This window comes from Halomonas sp. A40-4, from assembly GCF_015767635.1.
Taxonomy (GTDB): domain Bacteria; phylum Pseudomonadota; class Gammaproteobacteria; order Pseudomonadales; family Halomonadaceae; genus Vreelandella; species Vreelandella janggokensis.
Window position 1 is genome coordinate 3,741,022 of sequence record NZ_CP065230.1, and the last position, 17,605, is coordinate 3,758,626.

13 protein-coding genes and 4 pseudogenes are annotated in these 17,605 nt (G+C 61.0%); 8 read left to right on the forward strand and 9 right to left on the reverse strand.

What is annotated here, in order from left to right:
• The first annotated feature begins 4 nt into the window (after positions 1–4).
• Complete coding sequence (locus IT895_RS17330) at positions 5–1,894, forward strand: FAD-dependent monooxygenase (RefSeq protein WP_159343414.1); 1,890 nt, start codon at positions 5–7, stop codon at positions 1,892–1,894.
• A 43-nt stretch (positions 1,895–1,937) separates the two neighbouring features.
• Here IT895_RS17330 and IT895_RS17335 read toward each other — a convergent pair.
• Positions 1,938–2,964 (reverse strand): annotated as a pseudogene (locus tag IT895_RS17335) (IS630 family transposase).
• Positions 2,965–3,823: 859 nt separating this feature from the next.
• On the opposite strand from IT895_RS17335, the gene IT895_RS17340 reads away from it, so the two are divergent.
• Genes IT895_RS17340 through IT895_RS17360 form a run of 5 tightly spaced genes read left to right on the forward strand, consistent with a single transcriptional unit; the run spans position 3,824 to position 7,510 of the window.
• The gene (locus IT895_RS17340; protein ID WP_159343415.1) at positions 3,824–4,801 is read left to right on the forward strand and encodes a PDR/VanB family oxidoreductase; all 978 of its coding nucleotides are present in this window, start codon (positions 3,824–3,826) and stop codon (positions 4,799–4,801) included.
• A 27-nt stretch (positions 4,802–4,828) separates the two neighbouring features.
• Positions 4,829–6,031 (forward strand): Gfo/Idh/MocA family protein, encoded by a 1,203-nt coding sequence (locus IT895_RS17345; protein ID WP_159343416.1) that lies wholly within the window; start codon positions 4,829–4,831, stop codon positions 6,029–6,031.
• A 38-nt stretch (positions 6,032–6,069) separates the two neighbouring features.
• Complete coding sequence (locus IT895_RS17350; RefSeq protein WP_159343417.1) at positions 6,070–6,555, forward strand: MarR family winged helix-turn-helix transcriptional regulator; 486 nt, start codon at positions 6,070–6,072, stop codon at positions 6,553–6,555.
• Between the two features lie 51 nt (positions 6,556–6,606).
• Positions 6,607–7,362 (forward strand): class II aldolase/adducin family protein, encoded by a 756-nt coding sequence (locus IT895_RS17355; protein ID WP_159343418.1) that lies wholly within the window; start codon positions 6,607–6,609, stop codon positions 7,360–7,362.
• Position 7,363: 1 nt separating this feature from the next.
• Positions 7,364–7,510 (forward strand): hypothetical protein, encoded by a 147-nt coding sequence (locus IT895_RS17360; RefSeq protein WP_199284179.1) that lies wholly within the window; start codon positions 7,364–7,366, stop codon positions 7,508–7,510.
• A 119-nt stretch (positions 7,511–7,629) separates the two neighbouring features.
• Here the strand turns inward: IT895_RS17360 and IT895_RS17365 are convergent, their stop codons facing one another.
• Positions 7,630–7,788, reverse strand: coding sequence for a hypothetical protein (locus tag IT895_RS17365; RefSeq protein ID WP_199284180.1), 159 nt, complete (start codon positions 7,786–7,788; stop codon positions 7,630–7,632).
• Between the two features lie 58 nt (positions 7,789–7,846).
• Here IT895_RS17365 and ltrA point away from each other — a divergent pair, with 58 nt between their 5' ends.
• A complete protein-coding gene (ltrA, locus tag IT895_RS17370) occupies positions 7,847–9,169 on the forward strand; it encodes a group II intron reverse transcriptase/maturase (RefSeq protein ID WP_233337293.1) in 1,323 nt (440 codons plus the stop codon).
• Between the two features lie 301 nt (positions 9,170–9,470).
• On the opposite strand, the pseudogene IT895_RS17375 reads toward ltrA, so the two are convergent.
• Both IT895_RS17375 and IT895_RS17380 read right to left on the reverse strand, forming a co-directional pair.
• A pseudogene (locus tag IT895_RS17375) lies at positions 9,471–9,701 on the reverse strand (transposase); the annotation flags it as partial.
• A 297-nt stretch (positions 9,702–9,998) separates the two neighbouring features.
• Positions 9,999–10,698: pseudogene (locus IT895_RS17380) on the reverse strand (transposase).
• Positions 10,699–10,759: 61 nt separating this feature from the next.
• On the opposite strand from IT895_RS17380, the pseudogene IT895_RS17385 reads away from it, so the two are divergent.
• Positions 10,760–10,927 (forward strand): annotated as a pseudogene (locus tag IT895_RS17385) (IS630-like element ISHsp2 family transposase); the annotation flags it as partial.
• A 160-nt stretch (positions 10,928–11,087) separates the two neighbouring features.
• Here the strand turns inward: IT895_RS17385 and nadC are convergent.
• From nadC to IT895_RS17410, 5 genes are all read right to left on the reverse strand, one after another.
• Positions 11,088–11,942, reverse strand: coding sequence for a carboxylating nicotinate-nucleotide diphosphorylase (gene nadC / locus IT895_RS17390; RefSeq protein ID WP_159343420.1), 855 nt, complete (start codon positions 11,940–11,942; stop codon positions 11,088–11,090).
• 145 nt (positions 11,943–12,087) lie between these two features.
• Complete coding sequence (locus IT895_RS17395) at positions 12,088–14,001, reverse strand: TRAP transporter permease (protein ID WP_159343421.1); 1,914 nt, start codon at positions 13,999–14,001, stop codon at positions 12,088–12,090.
• Between the two features lie 35 nt (positions 14,002–14,036).
• Entirely contained in the window at positions 14,037–15,032 is a 996-nt protein-coding gene (locus tag IT895_RS17400; RefSeq protein WP_159343422.1) for a TAXI family TRAP transporter solute-binding subunit, read from the reverse strand.
• A gap of 90 nt (positions 15,033–15,122) precedes the next feature.
• A complete protein-coding gene (locus tag IT895_RS17405; RefSeq protein WP_159343423.1) occupies positions 15,123–16,115 on the reverse strand; it encodes an ABC transporter substrate-binding protein in 993 nt (330 codons plus the stop codon).
• Positions 16,116–16,213: 98 nt separating this feature from the next.
• The gene (locus IT895_RS17410; RefSeq protein ID WP_159343424.1) at positions 16,214–17,509 is read right to left on the reverse strand and encodes a Rieske 2Fe-2S domain-containing protein; all 1,296 of its coding nucleotides are present in this window, start codon (positions 17,507–17,509) and stop codon (positions 16,214–16,216) included.
• Between the last annotated feature and the right edge of the window lie 96 nt (positions 17,510–17,605).

The window sequence follows — 17,605 nt, forward strand, 5'->3', positions numbered from 1 at the left end:
ACAGATGCAGTACTTCCTCAATGGTTATCGCAGTGGCGACCCGCGTATCCAGCCCGTGGCCGAAGGTCGCAGCGAGGTGCAGGGCCCGCTGCCGGAGGAGGTGGACGTGCTGATCGTCGGCACCGGTCCCGCCGGCCTGCTGCTGGCGGCCCAGCTGTCGACCTTTCCGGATATTGTCACCCGTGTGGTGGAGAAGGCCGACGGGCCGCTGGAAGTGGGGCGCGCCGACGGCATCGCCTGCCGCACCGTGGAGATGTTCGAGGCCTTCGGCCTGGCCGAGAAGCTGACCACCGAGGCCTACTGGATCAACGAGACCCACTTCTGGGGGCCGGCCCCCGAGGACAAGTCGCGCATCGCCCGCCTCGGCCGGGTCCAGGACGTGCGCGACGGCCTCTCCGAGTTCCCCCACGTGATCGTCAACCAGGCACGTCTGCTCGATTTCCTGCTCGAGTACATGCACAACTCCCCCAGCCGACTGGGGGTCGACTACGGCCACGAGACCCTCGCGGTGAAGGTTCCCGAGGCGCCCGACGAGCGGGTCACGGTGCGGCTCAGGACCGCAGAGGGCGAGAAGACAGTACGCGCGAAGTACGTGGTCGGCTGCGACGGCGCTCACAGCGTGGTGCGCGAGTCGATCGGCCGCGTGCCTCAGGGCCACGGCGAGGACAAGGCGTGGGGCGTGATGGACGTGCTGGCGGTGACCGACTTCCCGGACATCCGCTTCAAGTGCACCATCCAGTCCGCCGAGGCGGGCAACATCCTGCTGATCCCCCGCGAGGGTGGCTACATGGTCCGGCTCTACGTCGACATGGGCAACATCGCCCTGGATGCCTGGCTGACCAAGGAAGAGGTGCTGGCCAAGGCCCAGGCAGTGCTGGCGCCCTACACCTTCGAGGTGAAAGAGACCGCCTGGTTCTCCGTCTACCGCGTTGGCCACCGGGTCACCGACAAGTTCGACGACGTCGACGACGACCAAGTGGAGAACCGCACGCCGCGGGTCTTCATCGCTGGTGATGCCTGCCACACCCACACCGCCAAGGCCGGGCAGGGCATGAACGTGTCGATGCAGGACACCTTCAACCTGGGCTGGAAGCTGATCTCGGTGCTCGAGGGGCGCAGCCCGGCGAGCCTGCTGCACACCTACAACGCCGAGCGCCACGTCATCGCCGAGAACCTGATCGAGATGGATACCCGCTGGTCGCGGGCGATTGGCGCCGCCCAGGGCTCCGACGATCCCGAGGCCGCGATGAAGGGGCTGGCCGAGGTGCAGCGCCAGTTCGTCACCAACAGCGAGTTCACCGCCGGCTTCGCCACCCACTACACCCCGGCCCTGCTCACCGGCGACGATCGCCACCTGCACCTGGCCACCGGCTTCCCACCCGGGCGCCGCTTCCACTCCGCCGAGGTGGTTCGCCTCGGCGATGCGAAGCAGGTCCACCTGGGCCACGTGCATCGCGCCGACGGCCGCTGGCGGCTCTACGCCTTCGCCGACATGGTCGACCCGCGCAGCCCCGGCTCACGCTTCAACGCCCTGATGGACTACCTGGCCAGCGACGCCTCGCCGATCCGCCGCTTCACCCCGCAAGGGGCCGACCCGGATGCCATCTTCGACGTCCACGGCATCATCCAGCAATCCCACCTCGAGGTGGACTGGGCCGACATGCACGCGCTGCTCAAGCCCCACAAGGGCCCCCTCGGCTTGCAGGACTACCAGAAGGCCCATGCGCCGGTGCCGGGCACCGACCGGGACATCTTCGACCTGCGCGGCATCGACCGCGGCGCCGGCGCGCTGGTGGTGGTGCGCCCGGACCAGTACGTCTCGCTTGTGCTACCGCTTGACGGCTTCGATGAACTCGACCACTTCTTTTCAAGATTTATGGTAGAGCTCGACTAAAATAGAGCTTTTCATTTATTAACCCGGCGGAAATTTAGGTCTGTTATGCGGCATAAGCGATATGCCCAGCATCAAAGTATTTTTTCACTCGTTCAGGACGGCGTTGAAGCGTCAGCATGCATGATCGCGTGCGTTTCTTCAGATCGTCGACAGAGCGAGCAGCAGGCCCACTATGCACCATGGCTTTCAGTGAGGTACTCATCCGGGTTCAACTCCGGGGAGTAGGCTGGCAGGAAGAATACTTCCAGATAGCGTTTGACTGTCTTGCGCTCCAGCCAGCGTTTCACGACCTTGGCGTGGTGTACCCTCAAGTTATCCAGGATCAGAAAGACCTTACCGGGCGTCGATTCGATCAGCGCGCGCAGAAATTTCTTCAGGACCTTGGCGGTCATGGTCGACTCATAGAGCATGAATCGTACAGTGCCCTGGTTGGTGATCACCGAGATCATGTTGAGCGATACACGCTTGGCCGGCAAAGGTTGCACCGGTGTTTGTCCCTTTGGTGCATAGCTCCGACCGTGCTGGGTATTGTTTTTGATACCCGTCTCGTCACCCCAGAAAATCTGGGCGTTCTCTGCTTTGGCACGGGCCTGAATCTGCGAGTATTCCTCCTTCAGCCAAGCGTCAACGCGGGTCGGGTTCTGCTCCCACGCTTTCTTCAATGGCTTCTGAGGCGTGAAGCCCCAGCGCTTGAGGTAATCGCCCATCGTGCGGACCGAGATATCAATGCCCCAGAACTGCTTGATCAACTGAGTAATCGCGCGCCGCGTCCACAGCGCAAAGCCAAGCTTGTGCTGGTCGGGCATCTGGTCACGAATCGCCTCGATGACACGTTGTTCCTGCTGTTCGGTCAACCGTCGAGGCTTGTTTTTGGGGCCGCGTTTCTGGACAGCGATAGCCTCGGCACCACCCGCTTGATAGCGCTTATACCAGCGCCCGACGGTGTCAGGGTGAACGTCAAGAAGCTGACCGATCTGGCGGAAGGTTTTGCCCTTCTCGCGGAGTCGAATCGCCTTCTGCCTGAGAAGTTCTTGTTGCTCCGTGCTGAGCTTGCGTGCGTCTGTATTCATGCAGGTATTATATCAGACGTAAATTGACACCGGATTAATAAAACTGGAGAATCATCTTACTCTAGTTCCTTGCCACAACACTACCTTTGATTTGAGGATACCACACTGGATTGCAAGCCATAGCGGCCAAGGATATCGTCGCTAACCGGTCTTGGAGCGTAGTTCCTCCCTCCGCTGTCAGGCGACATGGTAAACAGCTCCCCAGACGACACGGAGAATTGACCACCTCCGTGATCTCACCAGGAGTGTGCCCCCATGCAGCAACCCGAATACAAGGTTCTTCACACTCAGGTACGAGTGAAAGCGATGCAGAACCCTGGGGATGTCGCGGCCATGCTGCGCCTGAAGACCTGGAACAGACTACGAGCCCTGGGGCAATCCACAGCCACTTCAGGCTAGAGGCGCTGGGGATCCGGTTCAGGAAGGTTATGAAGCCTTTCCAAAACAGGAAACCAGGGGGGAGCTTCCATGCCACGCGGCGGCCTTAAGCTGGCGTTTTGGCGAATATCAGCTTATCTAGATTTAACGTCATTTCTCTTTCCTGTCTGACCGATGGGCATATCACCCCTTTCACAACGACCTGCGGAAAGCAAGAATATATTTCTATTATAGTCAATTGCATTACCCTAAATACATCAACCTCTTGGGCGCGAAACGCGCCCCAGCACCATGTGGGTGATCCGATTGGGATGCTGCACTGAAGAAGCCTTATGCAGCGCTTGTCGATGCATTATCGCCCTTCTGGAACCGATTCACTGCCTCTCGACTAAAGTCGCAGCCTCATGCCTTGCATTCTTGCTGCAAAAATACTTAGATATAAAAGAATATTTGTACCACCACAACAACAAAGGGATCCCCCATGGCGACCACAGACAATGCAATACCCATGACCGAGCTTGAGGTCACCACGCTGGATGCCATCGCCGAAGGCATCTACCGTCTGGAATTCGCTCACCCGGAGGGCGACGAGCTGCCCGAGTTCACGCCGGGCGCCCACCTCCATGTCGAGGTGCCGAATGGCCAGGTACGACGCTACTCTCTGTGCAACGATCCCGAAGAGCGGGACCGCTACGTGATCGCGGTCAAGCGTGAGGAGGCGGGCACCGGGGGCTCGAAGAGCCTGGTGGATGACACCCGCGTGGGGGATCGCCTGCAGGTGTCGGCACCCGTCAACGACTTCGAACTGAAAGGCAATCCGGCACGCTACGTGTTCATCGCCGGCGGCATCGGCATCACCCCGATCCTTTCGATGATCCACCACCTACGCACCACCGGCGGTAAGCCGTTCAAGCTCTACTATCTGACCCGCGAGCCGGAACAGACCGCCTTCCTCGAGGAGCTCAGCGGTCCCGAATACCGCGGCAAGGTGGTGATCCACCATGACCACGGAAATCCGGACGACTCCTTCGACCTCTGGCCGGTGCTGGAACATCCCAAAGGCGCCCACATCTACTGCTGCGGCCCGCGAGGCCTCATGGAGGCGGTGCGTGACATGACCGGCCACTGGACGCCCTCCAGCGTGAACTTCGAGGACTTCGGCGCCCAGAAACACGCCTCGGCAGAAAACGACACGCCGTTCACCGTGCGCCTGCACAAGACCGGCGAAGCGATTCCGGTGCCCGCGGGGGTCTCGATCCTCGAGGCATTGCGGGTCAACGGCCACCATGTACCCTACTCCTGCGAAAGCGGCACCTGCGGCTCCTGTCGTTCGACGCTGATCGAGGGCGAAGCGGACCATCGCGATCTCGTGCTGTCCGAGGCCGAGCGTGTCGATCACATCATGGTCTGCGTCTCGCGTGCCTGTTCGAAGGAACTGGTGATCGACCTGCCGGAGTGAGCCGGCTCTGCTCCCGGAGGACGCACCATGTCAGAATCCCCCTTGAGACTCGGCATCGCGGGGCTGGGACGCGGCTTCATGCTGTTGCTACCCACCCTCGCGGCCCATCCCGGCATACGTTTAGTGGCGGCAGCCGACCCGCGCGAAGAAGCGCGCCAGCAATTCACCGCCGATTTCTCCGCTAACGCCTATGCCGAGGTGGCCGAGCTATGTGCCGATCCCGAGGTGGAGGCGGTGTATATCGCCACACCCCACCAGTATCACCGTGAGCACGTCGAACTGGCCGCCCGACACGGCAAGCATGTGCTGGTCGAAAAGCCCATGGCACTTTCCCTCGCGGACTGCCAGGCGATGATCAATGCCATGTCCTATGCCGGACGCTGGCTGATCGTTGGCCACAGCCATAGCTTCGATGCGCCCTATCTGCACACCCGGAAACTGATCGACAGCCAGGCGTTCGGCGCGGTGCGCATGATCAGTGCCCTGAACTTCACCGACTTCCTCTATCGCCCGCGTCGCCCCGAGGAGCTGGACACGGCGCAAGGCGGCGGCGTGGTGTTCAGCCAGGCCGCCCACCAGGTAGATATCGTGCGCCTGCTCGGCGGTGGTCGCGTCGCGAGCGTGCGCGCCGCCACCGGTCGTTGGGACGCGACCCGCCCCACCGAAGGGGCCTATAGTGCCTTACTGAACTTCGACGATGGCGCCTTCGCCAACATGACCTATAGCGGATACGCCCATTTCGATAGCGACGAACTCTGTGGTTGGACGGGAGAGCTGGGACAGCCCCGCGATCCGCAATGCTACGGCCAGGCCCGCGCCGCCCTGGCGGGGCTTCGCGGTGTCGAAGAGGAAGCTCAGCTCAAGAACGCCCGCACCTACGGTGCCGGCCTGTCGCTGGCCACCAGCAGCCTGGCAGGTATCACCCATAATCACTTCGGCTTCGTGGTGGTCTCCTGTGACGGTGCCGACCTGCGTCCCACGCCTCAGGGCGTGGAGGTCTATGCCAACGATCGACATTATCTTGAACCCCTCTCCGCGCCGACGATACCGCGACGAGAGGTCCTCGACGAACTGATCGCCGCCGTCCGTCACGACCGCCCACCTATTCACTCCGGTGCCTGGGGCATGGCTACCATGGAGGTGTGCCTAGCCATGCTCGACTCCGCCACCACGGAGAAGGATGTTGCGCTGTCCCATCAGGTAGGCCTGCCCTCGAGCGGTCGGTTATAATTTGGAGCCTCGTTCAGGGCAAATGAGAGAATATCTCCATGACACGCAGCAGCACTCAGGAAACTCACACGATCCTGCGTCATTGGCGGGAAGATGTGCCGGACGACCGCCTGGCCCACCTGGTGCGGGACGCCGGGCGCGTCCTGACCAAGAGCCTCCAGACACGACTGGCCGAGCACTCGGTCAGCTTCGGCCACTGGTCGTTCCTGCGCATCCTGTGGGTCAGCGAAGGACTGACGCAGCGAGAACTCAGCGAACAGGCCGGGCTGATGGAGCCGACCACCTTCACCGCCCTGAAAGCCATGGAGGCCAACGGCCTGATCGAACGGCGGCATTTGAACGGCAACCGCAAGAACATCCACATCTACTTGACGCAGAAGGGACGCGACTTGAAGGAGATCCTGGTGCCCCTGGCGGAAGAGGTCAACGACATCGCAGTACAAGGTGTGGATGACGACGACCTACGGGCAACCCGGCGCACCTTGCTCACGATCATCCGCAACCTGGCCGACGCCAACGAATGACCGGGCGGGCTGGTTGCCTGATAACGACCCCAAGACAGGACAGAACAGGCGATGACTCCCTACGACTCGACACCAACGGCACAAGACAAGCAGGCACTCCTTGACGACCTGGTAGATGCCAACCATATCCTTTTCGATGAGGGCGTGCTCGACGCCTTCGGACATATCAGCATCCGCGACCCGGACGATCCAGAACGCTTTCTTCTGGCCCGCAACATGGCGCCGGGCCTGGTTACCCGCGACGACATACTGACCTTCGAGCTCGATGGTACGCCCGTCGATGCCGATGGGCGGAAGGTGTACCTCGAGCGCTTCATTCATGGCGAGATCTATCGGCTCCGTCCCGATGTAATGGCAGTGGTACACAGCCACTCCCCTTCGGTGGTGCCCTTCAGTGCCGTCAAGTCGACCCCGTTGCGCCCGATGTGCCACATGAGCGGCTTCCTGGGAGACGGAGCACCAATCTTCGAGATCCGCGATGTGGCCGGTACGGCCACAGACCTGCTGATCCGTGATCGCGCCCTCGGTGCCTCCCTGGCCGACTCCCTGGGGGAGAACAACGTCGTGCTCATGCGCGGTCACGGTGCCACCGTGACCGCGGCCACGCTCAAGCAAGCAGTCTATCGGGCCATCTATGTCGAAGTGAATGCGCGTCTGCAGGCCGATGCCCTGCGCCTCGGCCCCGTCGAATACCTCACCGCCGGCGAGGCTAGGTCAGCGATGGAGACCACCGAAGGCCAGGTGGAGAGGCCCTGGCAGTTATGGAAACAGCGTGCACGTCAGGCGCGCGCCACAAGCACAAGCTGAGATGGCGACCGGTGCCCGTGGCACCGGTCGTTTCTTTGGTGCGCCAGGCATGGCGCATAGCGCCGTGACGGCGCTGTTCCCGAGGGTGGTGCTTCGGGATGACTTGGGGGTGAAAGTCCCCTGCACACCCGGCAAGGGGAAGTGCTAGCCGAACGGCAAGGGTGTCCACCGCGAGGTGGAATCTGAAGGAAGTCGAAGGCAAAACGCTGGCCTGACGAACAGGAAGCGGATACGAGGCGGCATGGCGGGGTGAGATGGCCACTATCATCAAAGCCCGATACTTGCACGGAACGCCATGACGTAAATCCGACAGGCATAAGCGGGAAGGTCACGCGTCTTACCCTGGGAGGTCTGGGATAGCTGCCCGAAGGGGCTACCGGCGTCGAGAGGCGACGGGATGGCTGCCCAGAAGTCAGCAGAGGCCATAGTAAGTGCCGGCTCACCACGGCACCAAGGGCCGAACATGAAGGACCGCAAGTAGGCGATGATGTCTCGCGATAGACTCGACAAGGCTGATACCGATCCGAACAGGACGGCCTACCCAGAGGGGCAGGGGAAGAACCCCGAGTCCCGGCCGGTGGGAGCCGAGAGCTGTCCGGCGTCATCATCGTGGACGAACGCGGAGTCGAGCTGGCTCATGGAGCAGGTGGTTGCCACCGGCAACATGCAGCGAGCGTACCAGCGGGTGATGCGCAACAAGGGGGCGCCGGGTGCCGATGGCATGACGGTGGTTCAACTGGCGGATCATCTGAAGCGTCATTGGCCAGTGCTGCGCGAGCGGCTGCTGGCAGGCGAATACCACCCCGGCCCGATCCGGGCCGTCGAGATCCCCAAACCCCAGGGTGGAATGCGGCAACTCGGTATTCCCACGGTAGTGGATCGGTTGATCCAGCAGGCCCTGTTGCAGGTGCTGATGCCGATATTCGACCCGGAGTTCTCTGAGTCGAGTTACGGCTATCGCCCGAAACGCAACGCCCAGCAGGCCGTGTCGGCGATGAAGAGCCACGTCGAGGCAGGTCACCGTTGGGTGGCTGACCTCGACATGACGGCCTTCTTCGACCGGGTGAACCACGATCTGTTGATGGCTCGTGTGGCACGTCGTGTGCGTGACCGTCGGGTTCTGCGCCTGATACGCCGCTTCCTGGAAGCGGGAGTGGTCGAGCATGTCCGGGTCGTGAAGAGGCAGCAGGGGACACCACAAGGTGGGCCCCTGAGCCCCCTGTTGGCCAATATCCTGCTGGACGATGTGGACCGGGAACTGGAACGACGAGGGCACCGCTTCTGCCGCTACGCGGATGATCTGCAGGTGTATGTGGGCAGCCGCCGAGCGGGGCAGCGGGTCATGGACAGCCTGAGTGATTATCTCGAGAACTCACTCAGGCTGGAGATCAATCGCCGCAAGAGCGCGGTGGATCGCCCGTGGCGTCGAAGCTTTCTGGGCTATCAGTTGACGTTTCATCGTCAACCTCGTCTGACGTTGGCGCCGACCAGTCTGCGCCGACTGATACAACGTGTTCAGGCGGTCTTCCGGCGCGGACGAGGAGGCAGCTTTCAGCGAGTCCTCAAGGAACTGGCCCCGGTACTTCGAGGCTGGGCCAGCTACTACCGACGGGTGGATGTGAAGAGGCCTCTGGAAACGCTGGATGGTTGGATACGTCGCCGCCTACGTTGCCTGTTGTGGCGGCAATGGAAACGGGTGTATCCGAGGGTACGGCGGCTGATGAAGCTAGGGCTCCCGAAGGAACGGGCGTGGCGCTCGGCCACCAACGGCAGGGGCCATGGTGGAACGCGGGAGCGTCCCATTTGAATCATGCTCTCCCCGTGAGCTGGTTCATGGATCAGGGGCTGGTCTCGATACTCGGTACGATACAACGACTCAGATAGCCTTCATGAACCGCCGTGGTACGGAACCGTATGCCCGGTGGTGTGGGAGGACGGCGGGGGTAACCCCGCCTCCTACCCGATTGCGCCAGACTAACGCTGTTGCCGAGGGTGGTGTCTCGGAGTTACTGTGTGGTGAGAGTTGGGCCTTCAGGCCAGCCAGCTCTACCAGTGGCGGACCAAGGCCCAGCAGCAGCAAGATGTCTCAACCCGAGAGCAGGCCCTGGCTGGAGCTGCTTGACCTCGCGACGCAGGCGTCGCAGTTCTTCCTGTTCGGTGCTGGTCGGCCCATCGTGACGATGTCCCGCATCACGGTCGGCCTGCTTCACCCAGTTATGGATGGTCTGAGCGGTGGGTTCGAACTCCTTGGCTAGCTCTTCCGGGGTTCGGCCGACTCGGACCAGTTCGACGATCTGCTGCCGGAATTCAGCAGGATAAGGGGCTCGGAACTTGGGCATAGTGGACTCCCCCTTCTCAAAGGGTCGGGTGTCCACCAAACCGGGTCAACTTCACGCGCTATCACACGGACTTGAAACTGTACCGATGAAAGAGCACTGATAAAAATAGAATAATCTGAATTGATGAACTGGAGGTACGCAGGCGACTGCATGGCCGCCGCCCTACAAAATGACCCTGTTGAGCGCTTCTTTCGCCCCCTGAAGGAGAAGTGGAATTTGCTTTATGGCTTCGAGTATCTGGTAAATCTTGGGTCGTTATTAACTTCTTGATATGATCCTATAATGCATGTTAAGTGCCTATTCAAAATTAATCGCGCGATCAGTTCCGTAACCACCGAGTAAGCGGTGTACCTCTTCACATAGACGTTCAAACGAGAGATAGGCACTCAAAGACAGTCAGGTGTACTTCATCTGCCGCCACAGAATCTCTATCAGATTCAGCTCTGGTGAGTAGGCAGACAGATAGATCAGGTGCGCACGTTGCGACATCCACTCCACCCTCTTGCGTCTAAAGGCCTTGGAGCGATGCATGCTGGCATTGTCGAGCACCACAACGGCGAAGAATCCCAACACGTTTAGCCTTCGGCTGCGGGAGTAGGCAGTGACTTCCCAAGGCTTGCCGATAGGGCTCCACGCATACGGCACCGACGACGAAAACCTGATTCATCAAAGTAATAGAGCTCGTGCTCGCCTTGGTTCTCTCGCTCGTGAAGCGCGTTCATCAGGCCTTGCGTTTTGCGAAAGTCCGTTTCGTCACGCTGGGTCTTGAGTGAATGAGACCATCCAAACCGGACACTTCCCATTGCTTGAACCATCGTGATACGGCATCGCGGCGAACCTGAAGTATCTCACTGATTTAGTTAATCGTATGGCCTTGGTCACTCAGTAGAATGGCATGCGCCCGACGACGGAGAGCGCGCTTCTCGCCATGGTGATAGGCGGAGGTCAGCGTCTGTTGTTCAGGTTCAGTGAGAGGGGCAATGAAGCGTTTTTCCATGGCTCTGTCCGTGCCAGAAATCCTGGCATGGATATTACACGAAAACTTTAGATTGGGCACTTATCTGTCTGCCTACTCACCAGGGCTGAATCTGATAGAGATTCTGTGGCGGCAGATGAAGTACACCTGGCTGCCTTTGAGTGCCTATCTCTCGTTTGAACGTCTATGTGAAGAGGTACACCGCTTACTCGGTGGTTACGGAACTGATCACGCGATTAATTTTGAATAGGCACTTATATACCGAATGGTACAGACGGAGTGTAAGAGGACGAGGGAAAGCCCTCCTTCCTACTCGATTTCACGCTCCTCGAGCTGGTCGCGCCGACGCTGACGCCGGCCGCCCTCTTACCTCCCCCATGCTTCAACCGTCTCCCAGGGTCGGCCTGGCACTATTGCCTCAGCGAAAGGCGCATCGAGAGATCGATCGCCGCCACGTCCTTGGTCAAGGTCCCCAATGAAATGAAATCGACCCCGGTGGCAGCGATATCGCTCAGGGTGGCTTCCGTGACGCCTCCCGAGGCCTCGAGCTTGGCCCGACCAGCGGTCCGCGACACGGCCTCACGCATGTCCTCGAGGCTGAAATTATCCAGCATGATCATGTCGGGGAGCCCCTCGAGCGTCTGCCGGAGTTCGTCGAGGGTTTCCACTTCCACTTCGATGGGCTTGCCGGGGGCCAGGCGTCGCGCCGCCTCGATCGCCGGGGCGATGCCGCCGCAGGCAGCAATGTGATTCTCCTTGATCAGGTAGGCGTCATACAGTCCCATCCGGTGGCTGTGGCAGCCCCCGCAGGCGACCGCATACTTCTGTGCCAGACGCAGTCCCGGTAGGGTCTTGCGCGTATCCAGCAACTTCACCGCGGTGCCCTCAACCAGGTCGGCATAGTGGCGACTGCGGGTGGCGGTGCCGGAGAGCATCTGGAGGAAGTTGAGCGCGCTGCGTTCTCCACTGAGCAGCGAGCGGACATTGCCCGTCAGACGGCAGAGCGTCTGGCCGGGTTCGACTCGGTCACCATCGGCCACGTGCCACTCGATGCGTACCGCCGGATCGAGCTGACGGAAGACCTCACCGACCCAAGCGACGCCACACAGGGTCGCGTCTTCCTTGGCCGTGATGCGGGCTTCTCCCTGATCGTCCGGCGCGACCAGTTGCGCCGTAATATCACCATTGCCGATGTCTTCCTCCAGCGCCTCGGTGACATTACGGGTAATCGCCTCGCCGAGTGCTTGGCTATCGATTCGATACATGTACGCTCCTTTGGTCGTCATGATTTGGGTAACATCACCAGCGGCAGTGGCCCCGGCACCGCTGGAAACGCTGCCGGGGCCATCCCGTCCTGCTCATCGGCAGGGATGACGCGATCTGTGGGTTAGCGGCCAGCGCACGACACCGTCATACAGGGGTCTTGTGCCCATGCAGCCGCAGATGTGGGGAGGCAATGATCGCCACGACACCTACCAGCACGGCCGCCACCACGGCCCACCAACTGGGGGTGATGAAAAGCAGCCCTGCCAAGCCGAAGCCAAGCCTCTGGAGTATGGCCAGGGGCTGACGCCAGTAGCCCTCCACGGCGATACTCAACAGCAGCACTCCCAATATAGCCGTCACACACGAGACCGCGATCGCCTGCCAACTGCCGACCATCAGCAGCCCCTCGCCGTAGACGAACGCGAACGGCACGATGAACGCCGTGATGGCCAGCCTGACGGCGCCGACGGCGATCTTCAGCGGGCTGGCATCGGCGATGGCCGAGGCCGCGAACGCCGCCACCGCCACCGGCGGGGTCATCGCCGAGAGCACCGCGAAGTAGAGGATGAACATGTTGGTCTGCAGGACGCTGAAGTCCATCGACAGCAGCGTGGGCCCCACCAGCACGGCGCCCAGGATGAAGGCCGACGGCGTCGGCATGCCCATCCCCAGGATGATCGCCAGCACGGCGGAAATGACCAACGCTAGGAAGGCACTGTCCCCGGCCATCAAGTAGACGAGGTCGGCAAACTTACCGCCCAGGCCGGTCATGGAGATGCCGCCGATTACCAGACCGGCCGCCGCGCAGGCGGCCACCACCGACACCATGCGTAGGGTAGTGACGGCCAGGGCATTCCAGATCGCCCGGGGGCCCATACGGGTCGAAGGGTGTACCATCGCGACCATCAGCACCACCGCCGTGGCGATGGCCGCCACGAAGGTCGGTGAATAGCCCATCAGCAGCGCGCCCGACAGCGCCACCAGGGGCACGATGAACAGGCCGCCGTTCTTGAGGGTCCCCTTCAACGGGGGGGTTTCTTCCTTGGACAGGCCACGCAGGCCCAATTTCTGGGAACGCAGGTGCACCTGGGCGTAGACGCAGAGGTAGTACAACAGAGCAGGGACGATGCCGGCGATGGCGATCTCACGGTATTCGATGCCGGTGTATTCCGCCATGATAAACGCCGCCGAGCCCATCACCGGCGGCAAGAGGCTGCCCCCAGTGGAGGCCGCCACCTCGACGCTGCCGGACAAGGGCTTGCTGTAGCCCAGACGCTGCATGATAGGGATAGTGACGGAGCCCGTCGTGACCACATCGGAGGTCGGACTACCCGACATGGTGCCGTACAGGCCGGAAGAGATCACGGCGATCTTCGCCGGTCCCCCGGTACGACGCCCGGCGAGCGCCGACGATAAATTGTAGAAGAACTCAGCACCACCCGCCTTGGACAGGAAGGTCCCGAACATCACGAACAGGAACGCATAGGTCGCGGCGACACGCAGCGGCACGCCGAACAGGCCATCCGAGGTGAACATCATGATATCCAGGAAGTGATTATAGCTGACTTCCCGAAACCCGAGCGCTCCCGGCAGGCCATGTCCCCACAGGTTATAGACCACGAACACCATGACCACGCTGGTCAGGCCGAAGCCCACGGTGCGCCGCGTCGCCTCGATGGTAAGCGCAAGCAACACGCTGGCCGCGAGCAGGTCCGGCGTTTCCAGTGGAAACAGCAGCGTGATGCGTTCAGCGATCCGCTGACTTTCCAGCAAGAAATACACGCCGACGGCGATGCTGGCCAGCACCAGGCACCAGTCGATCAGGCCTGGCCGGTCCTTGCGCCCAAGGGGGCCTGGACTAATATTGATGAACAGCAGGGCCAGCATGGCGGACAGGAACACCACCATCATGACGTAGAGATCGACATACACGATCGTCGTGGTATAGATGACCGCCAGTGCCACCAGAGCAGCGCATCCATGCACTGCCATCCCCAGCTTACCCGTTAACTGTCGCTTGGCGCCGGTCCCCGTAAAGACCGAAAGAATCTGATTCATCGATATCTCCTCGGCATTGATGCCGGCTCACCCACTTAACGAAGGCCCGTTTCTTTCAAGTAGCGTGCGGCCCCGTCGTGATAGGGAACGACTTCCACGGAAGCCATGATCTCCGGAGTCAGGCTCTGCATGGCTGGATGGACACCGGCCACTTTCTCGTAGTTTTTGTAGATGGCCTTGGTCAGGTCATAGGCCTGCTGTTCGTCCATATCGCTGCGCACCGCCAAAGCGGCGCTGATCGAGACGGTGGGGACGTCACTGAGGGCCCAATCATAGGCACCGCCAGGGATGACGAAGGGCGTGGTGCCCGTGCTCGTCGTAACGGCCTGCACGGTGTCCTCGGACAGCGGCAACAGGGTCAGGTCGACGCTTGCCCCTGCCTGCATGATCGAGCTCTGACCGACGAACAGGCTGTTGAGGAACATGTCGATGCGGCGGTCCTGGATCAGTCCCGACTGCTCACCGGAGGCCGCGTAGATGATGTTACCGCCCCACCGCTTGACCTCGTCGGGACTCGCCCCGATGGTTTCGAGCATGCTTTCGGCCACGCTCGCGGCAATATTGCCGCGTTTGTTAATGGCAATGGTGATCGGCGGCTGGATCTCAGCGATGTCTTCGAAGCTGGTGATGTCATACTCCTCGGCAAAGTCTTCGCGCATCACGGCCTGCATCGGCGCCCAGGTGTACAGGTAGGCAAGGACCCGGATATCGTCGGTCGGCTCGCGGAATGGCGCCTCGCCCTCTCGAGCCCGCTGCAGAACGGCATCCTCGATGATCGCGAGGCTGGCGTCATCGCGCTGGAGGACGGCCACGTTGGCGAGGCCACCACCGGAGGTCTGGTAGGTGACGGTCGAGCCGGGGAACTCGGCCTTCATGGCGCTATCCAGGCCAGCACCGAGCAACGACCAGAGTCCACCGGGGGAGGCACCGGCAACGGTCATATTGTAGCTCTGCGCAGCAGCGATGTTCATCGCCAGACTGGGAACGACAAGAGCCGCGGTCATCAGGGTTTTCTTGAGTGATATTTTCATTATTGTACCTTGTAGTCTACAGTCGTTATGGATTGTTATAAGGCTGTTAGTTAGCGTCACTCTACATCGGCTCAGCCATGCCAAGGGTGATCAGATCTTGAAGCTCTCCAGGGTAGCGGGATGAAAAAGCTCTTCGGGCTCCAACAGCCGTCGTGACAACCCTTCTGTGTGATGCTGCCGGAGGAATCGCTCCAGGGTCTGGCGGTTGGGAGCAAAACCATAGGACCAGAAGTCATCCCCCATGAGTTGGCGCGCGGCCCGTAGTTGATCTTCGACGAACGGCAGGGTCACCTTGGTGGCCGAAGTGTCGCTGAGTTTGGCCAGGGCTCTGGCTTTGGACTGTTCGAAGGCCTTATAGACGGAGAACGGCAGCCAGGGGTGACGCTCGACGAGCGTCTTACGGATACCCAGCAGGTGCATGATGGGAAAGATACCCGTGCGGCGGTACCAATCCGATGCCGCTTGCTGCGGGTTGGCATACAGATAGCCCACGTGAGGATGCCCTTGCTCGAAACAGGAGGGCGCGCGCGGCCCCATCACCGCATCCAGCTCACCTGCGGCCAGCATGCCGGAGAGGGTTTCCCCTTCGGGAATGTTCTCCACGCGTACCCCATCGGGCAGATCGAGGTTGATCTTCTCGACCCGGCCAGGCTCCTCGTAGCCACCACGCATCCAGGTTACATCACGCGGTTCGAGCCCATGATCCTCCTCGAGAAACAACCGCGCCCACACGTTGGCGGTCAATTGGTACTCGGGCACACCGATGCGCTTGCCACGCAGATCGGCGGGGGTTTCGATACCGCGATCGGTGCGCACATAGATCGAGGTATGGCGGAAGGCGCGCGAGGGGAAAACCGGCACGCCGATATAGGGGCAACTCCCTGCCGCCGTCTTCACCGTGTAACTGCTCAGCGACAACTCGGTGATGTCGAAGTCGGCATGTCGGAAAGCACGAAAGAAGATCTCTTCCGGATCATGCAGCATGAACACCGGGTCCACGCCATCGATCTGTACCTCACCGTCGATCAAGGGGCGCATGCGGTCATAATTACCCACCGCAATGGATAGTTCGAGCTTGTTCATCAGGGTTCCTGTGTTGTGATCAGAGAATCGCCATGCTGGGAGGCGAGCACGCCTCCCACGCGAAGCTATGACCGTACCGCTGAGCGGGTGTCATGAACTCATTCTTCTACGTAATACTCTGCCTCTTCCGGGGCCGTCCCCAGCTCACGCCAGTCGGTTTCCTTAGTCACAATGCCCTGGAAGGATTTGAGCTTGTAATGCGGAATGCGTGGCTCTTCGGCACCGATGGCTGTCCCACCCTGCTGCATGGTCTTGGCCGCCTGGAGCATCTGGCGACGGAACTCGACGATCGCCAGGTCGCTCGCGCCCAGCCGGTCATGGGTGCGATCGGCGATCGGTCCCATGGTTTCCCACATGGCGATGTCCTGGTTGGGGATCCCCTTGATGCCGGTAAAACTCGTGCCCAGCTGCATGATCCGCCGATCCTGCCAGTAGTTGTTCTCGCGGGTGCGGAACTTACGGAAACTCTTATCGACATCGATACCGATCTGCGTGCCCAGGAACTTGCGCCAGGACTCCGTATCCGGTGTGGTGGCAGCGTCGCCCCAGGCGATGAAGTGAAAGGCGGTGTGGGTGTCGTCGATCGGCACGTGCAGAATGGCGATGTCGTACTGGTTGTTCGGTGGAATCTGCACGGTATAGGGGGCAATGAATAGCGTGGTACGCACGTAGTCGTGCGTCTTGGCATCCTTGATCGGCCGACGAATCGCCGCGTAGCGGAAGCCGAAGCGCGTCTTCTGGACCTGCAGGCGTGGCGCCTTGTCCGTGGAGGGACGCAGCCACAGCGTATCCGTGGCTTCGGCGCCGGTGGTCCGCGCGGGCACCATGTCGGTGGAGTGCAGGCTGGACGAGTGCGCCGAGTCGATGGCCCCTTCGAGAATCTGGGCCCAATTGCAGTCGATGATGACCTTGGAGATGGACACCTTGGTATCGGGTGTCGGCTGAAACACCGGGGCCGTGAATTCCGGCTGCTCGTCGGGAGGGCCCATGTAGACCCAGACAAAACCCGCCGCCTCATGGGTGGGATAGGCCTTGTGCTTGACCTTCTCGGTCATCTTCGACTCCGGCGGTTCGGATGACATCTCGAGCACATTGCCGTCGACGTCCATCTTCCAGCCGTGATAGAGGCAACGCAGCCCACACTCCTCATTACGACCCAACACCAGCGACGCCCGGCGGTGGGGACACATTTCGTCCAGTACGCCCACGCGGCCGTCGGTATCGCGGAAAGCCACCAGGTCTTCTCCCAGCAGCCTCACCCGCACCGGATCCCCATCCGGTTCCTCGATTTCTTCCGACAGGCAGGCAGGAAGCCAGTGACGACGCATGATTTCCCCCATTGGGGCCTCGCCTTCGACACGGCACAGCAGTTCATTTTCTTCCGGGGTCAACATAGCTCACGGTCTCCTTCATCTTGGGGGGGGGTCCCAGGTCACCATTGGGTGGCGACGTATTTTATTAGATATCTAACTTACAGATCTAAGATAGCT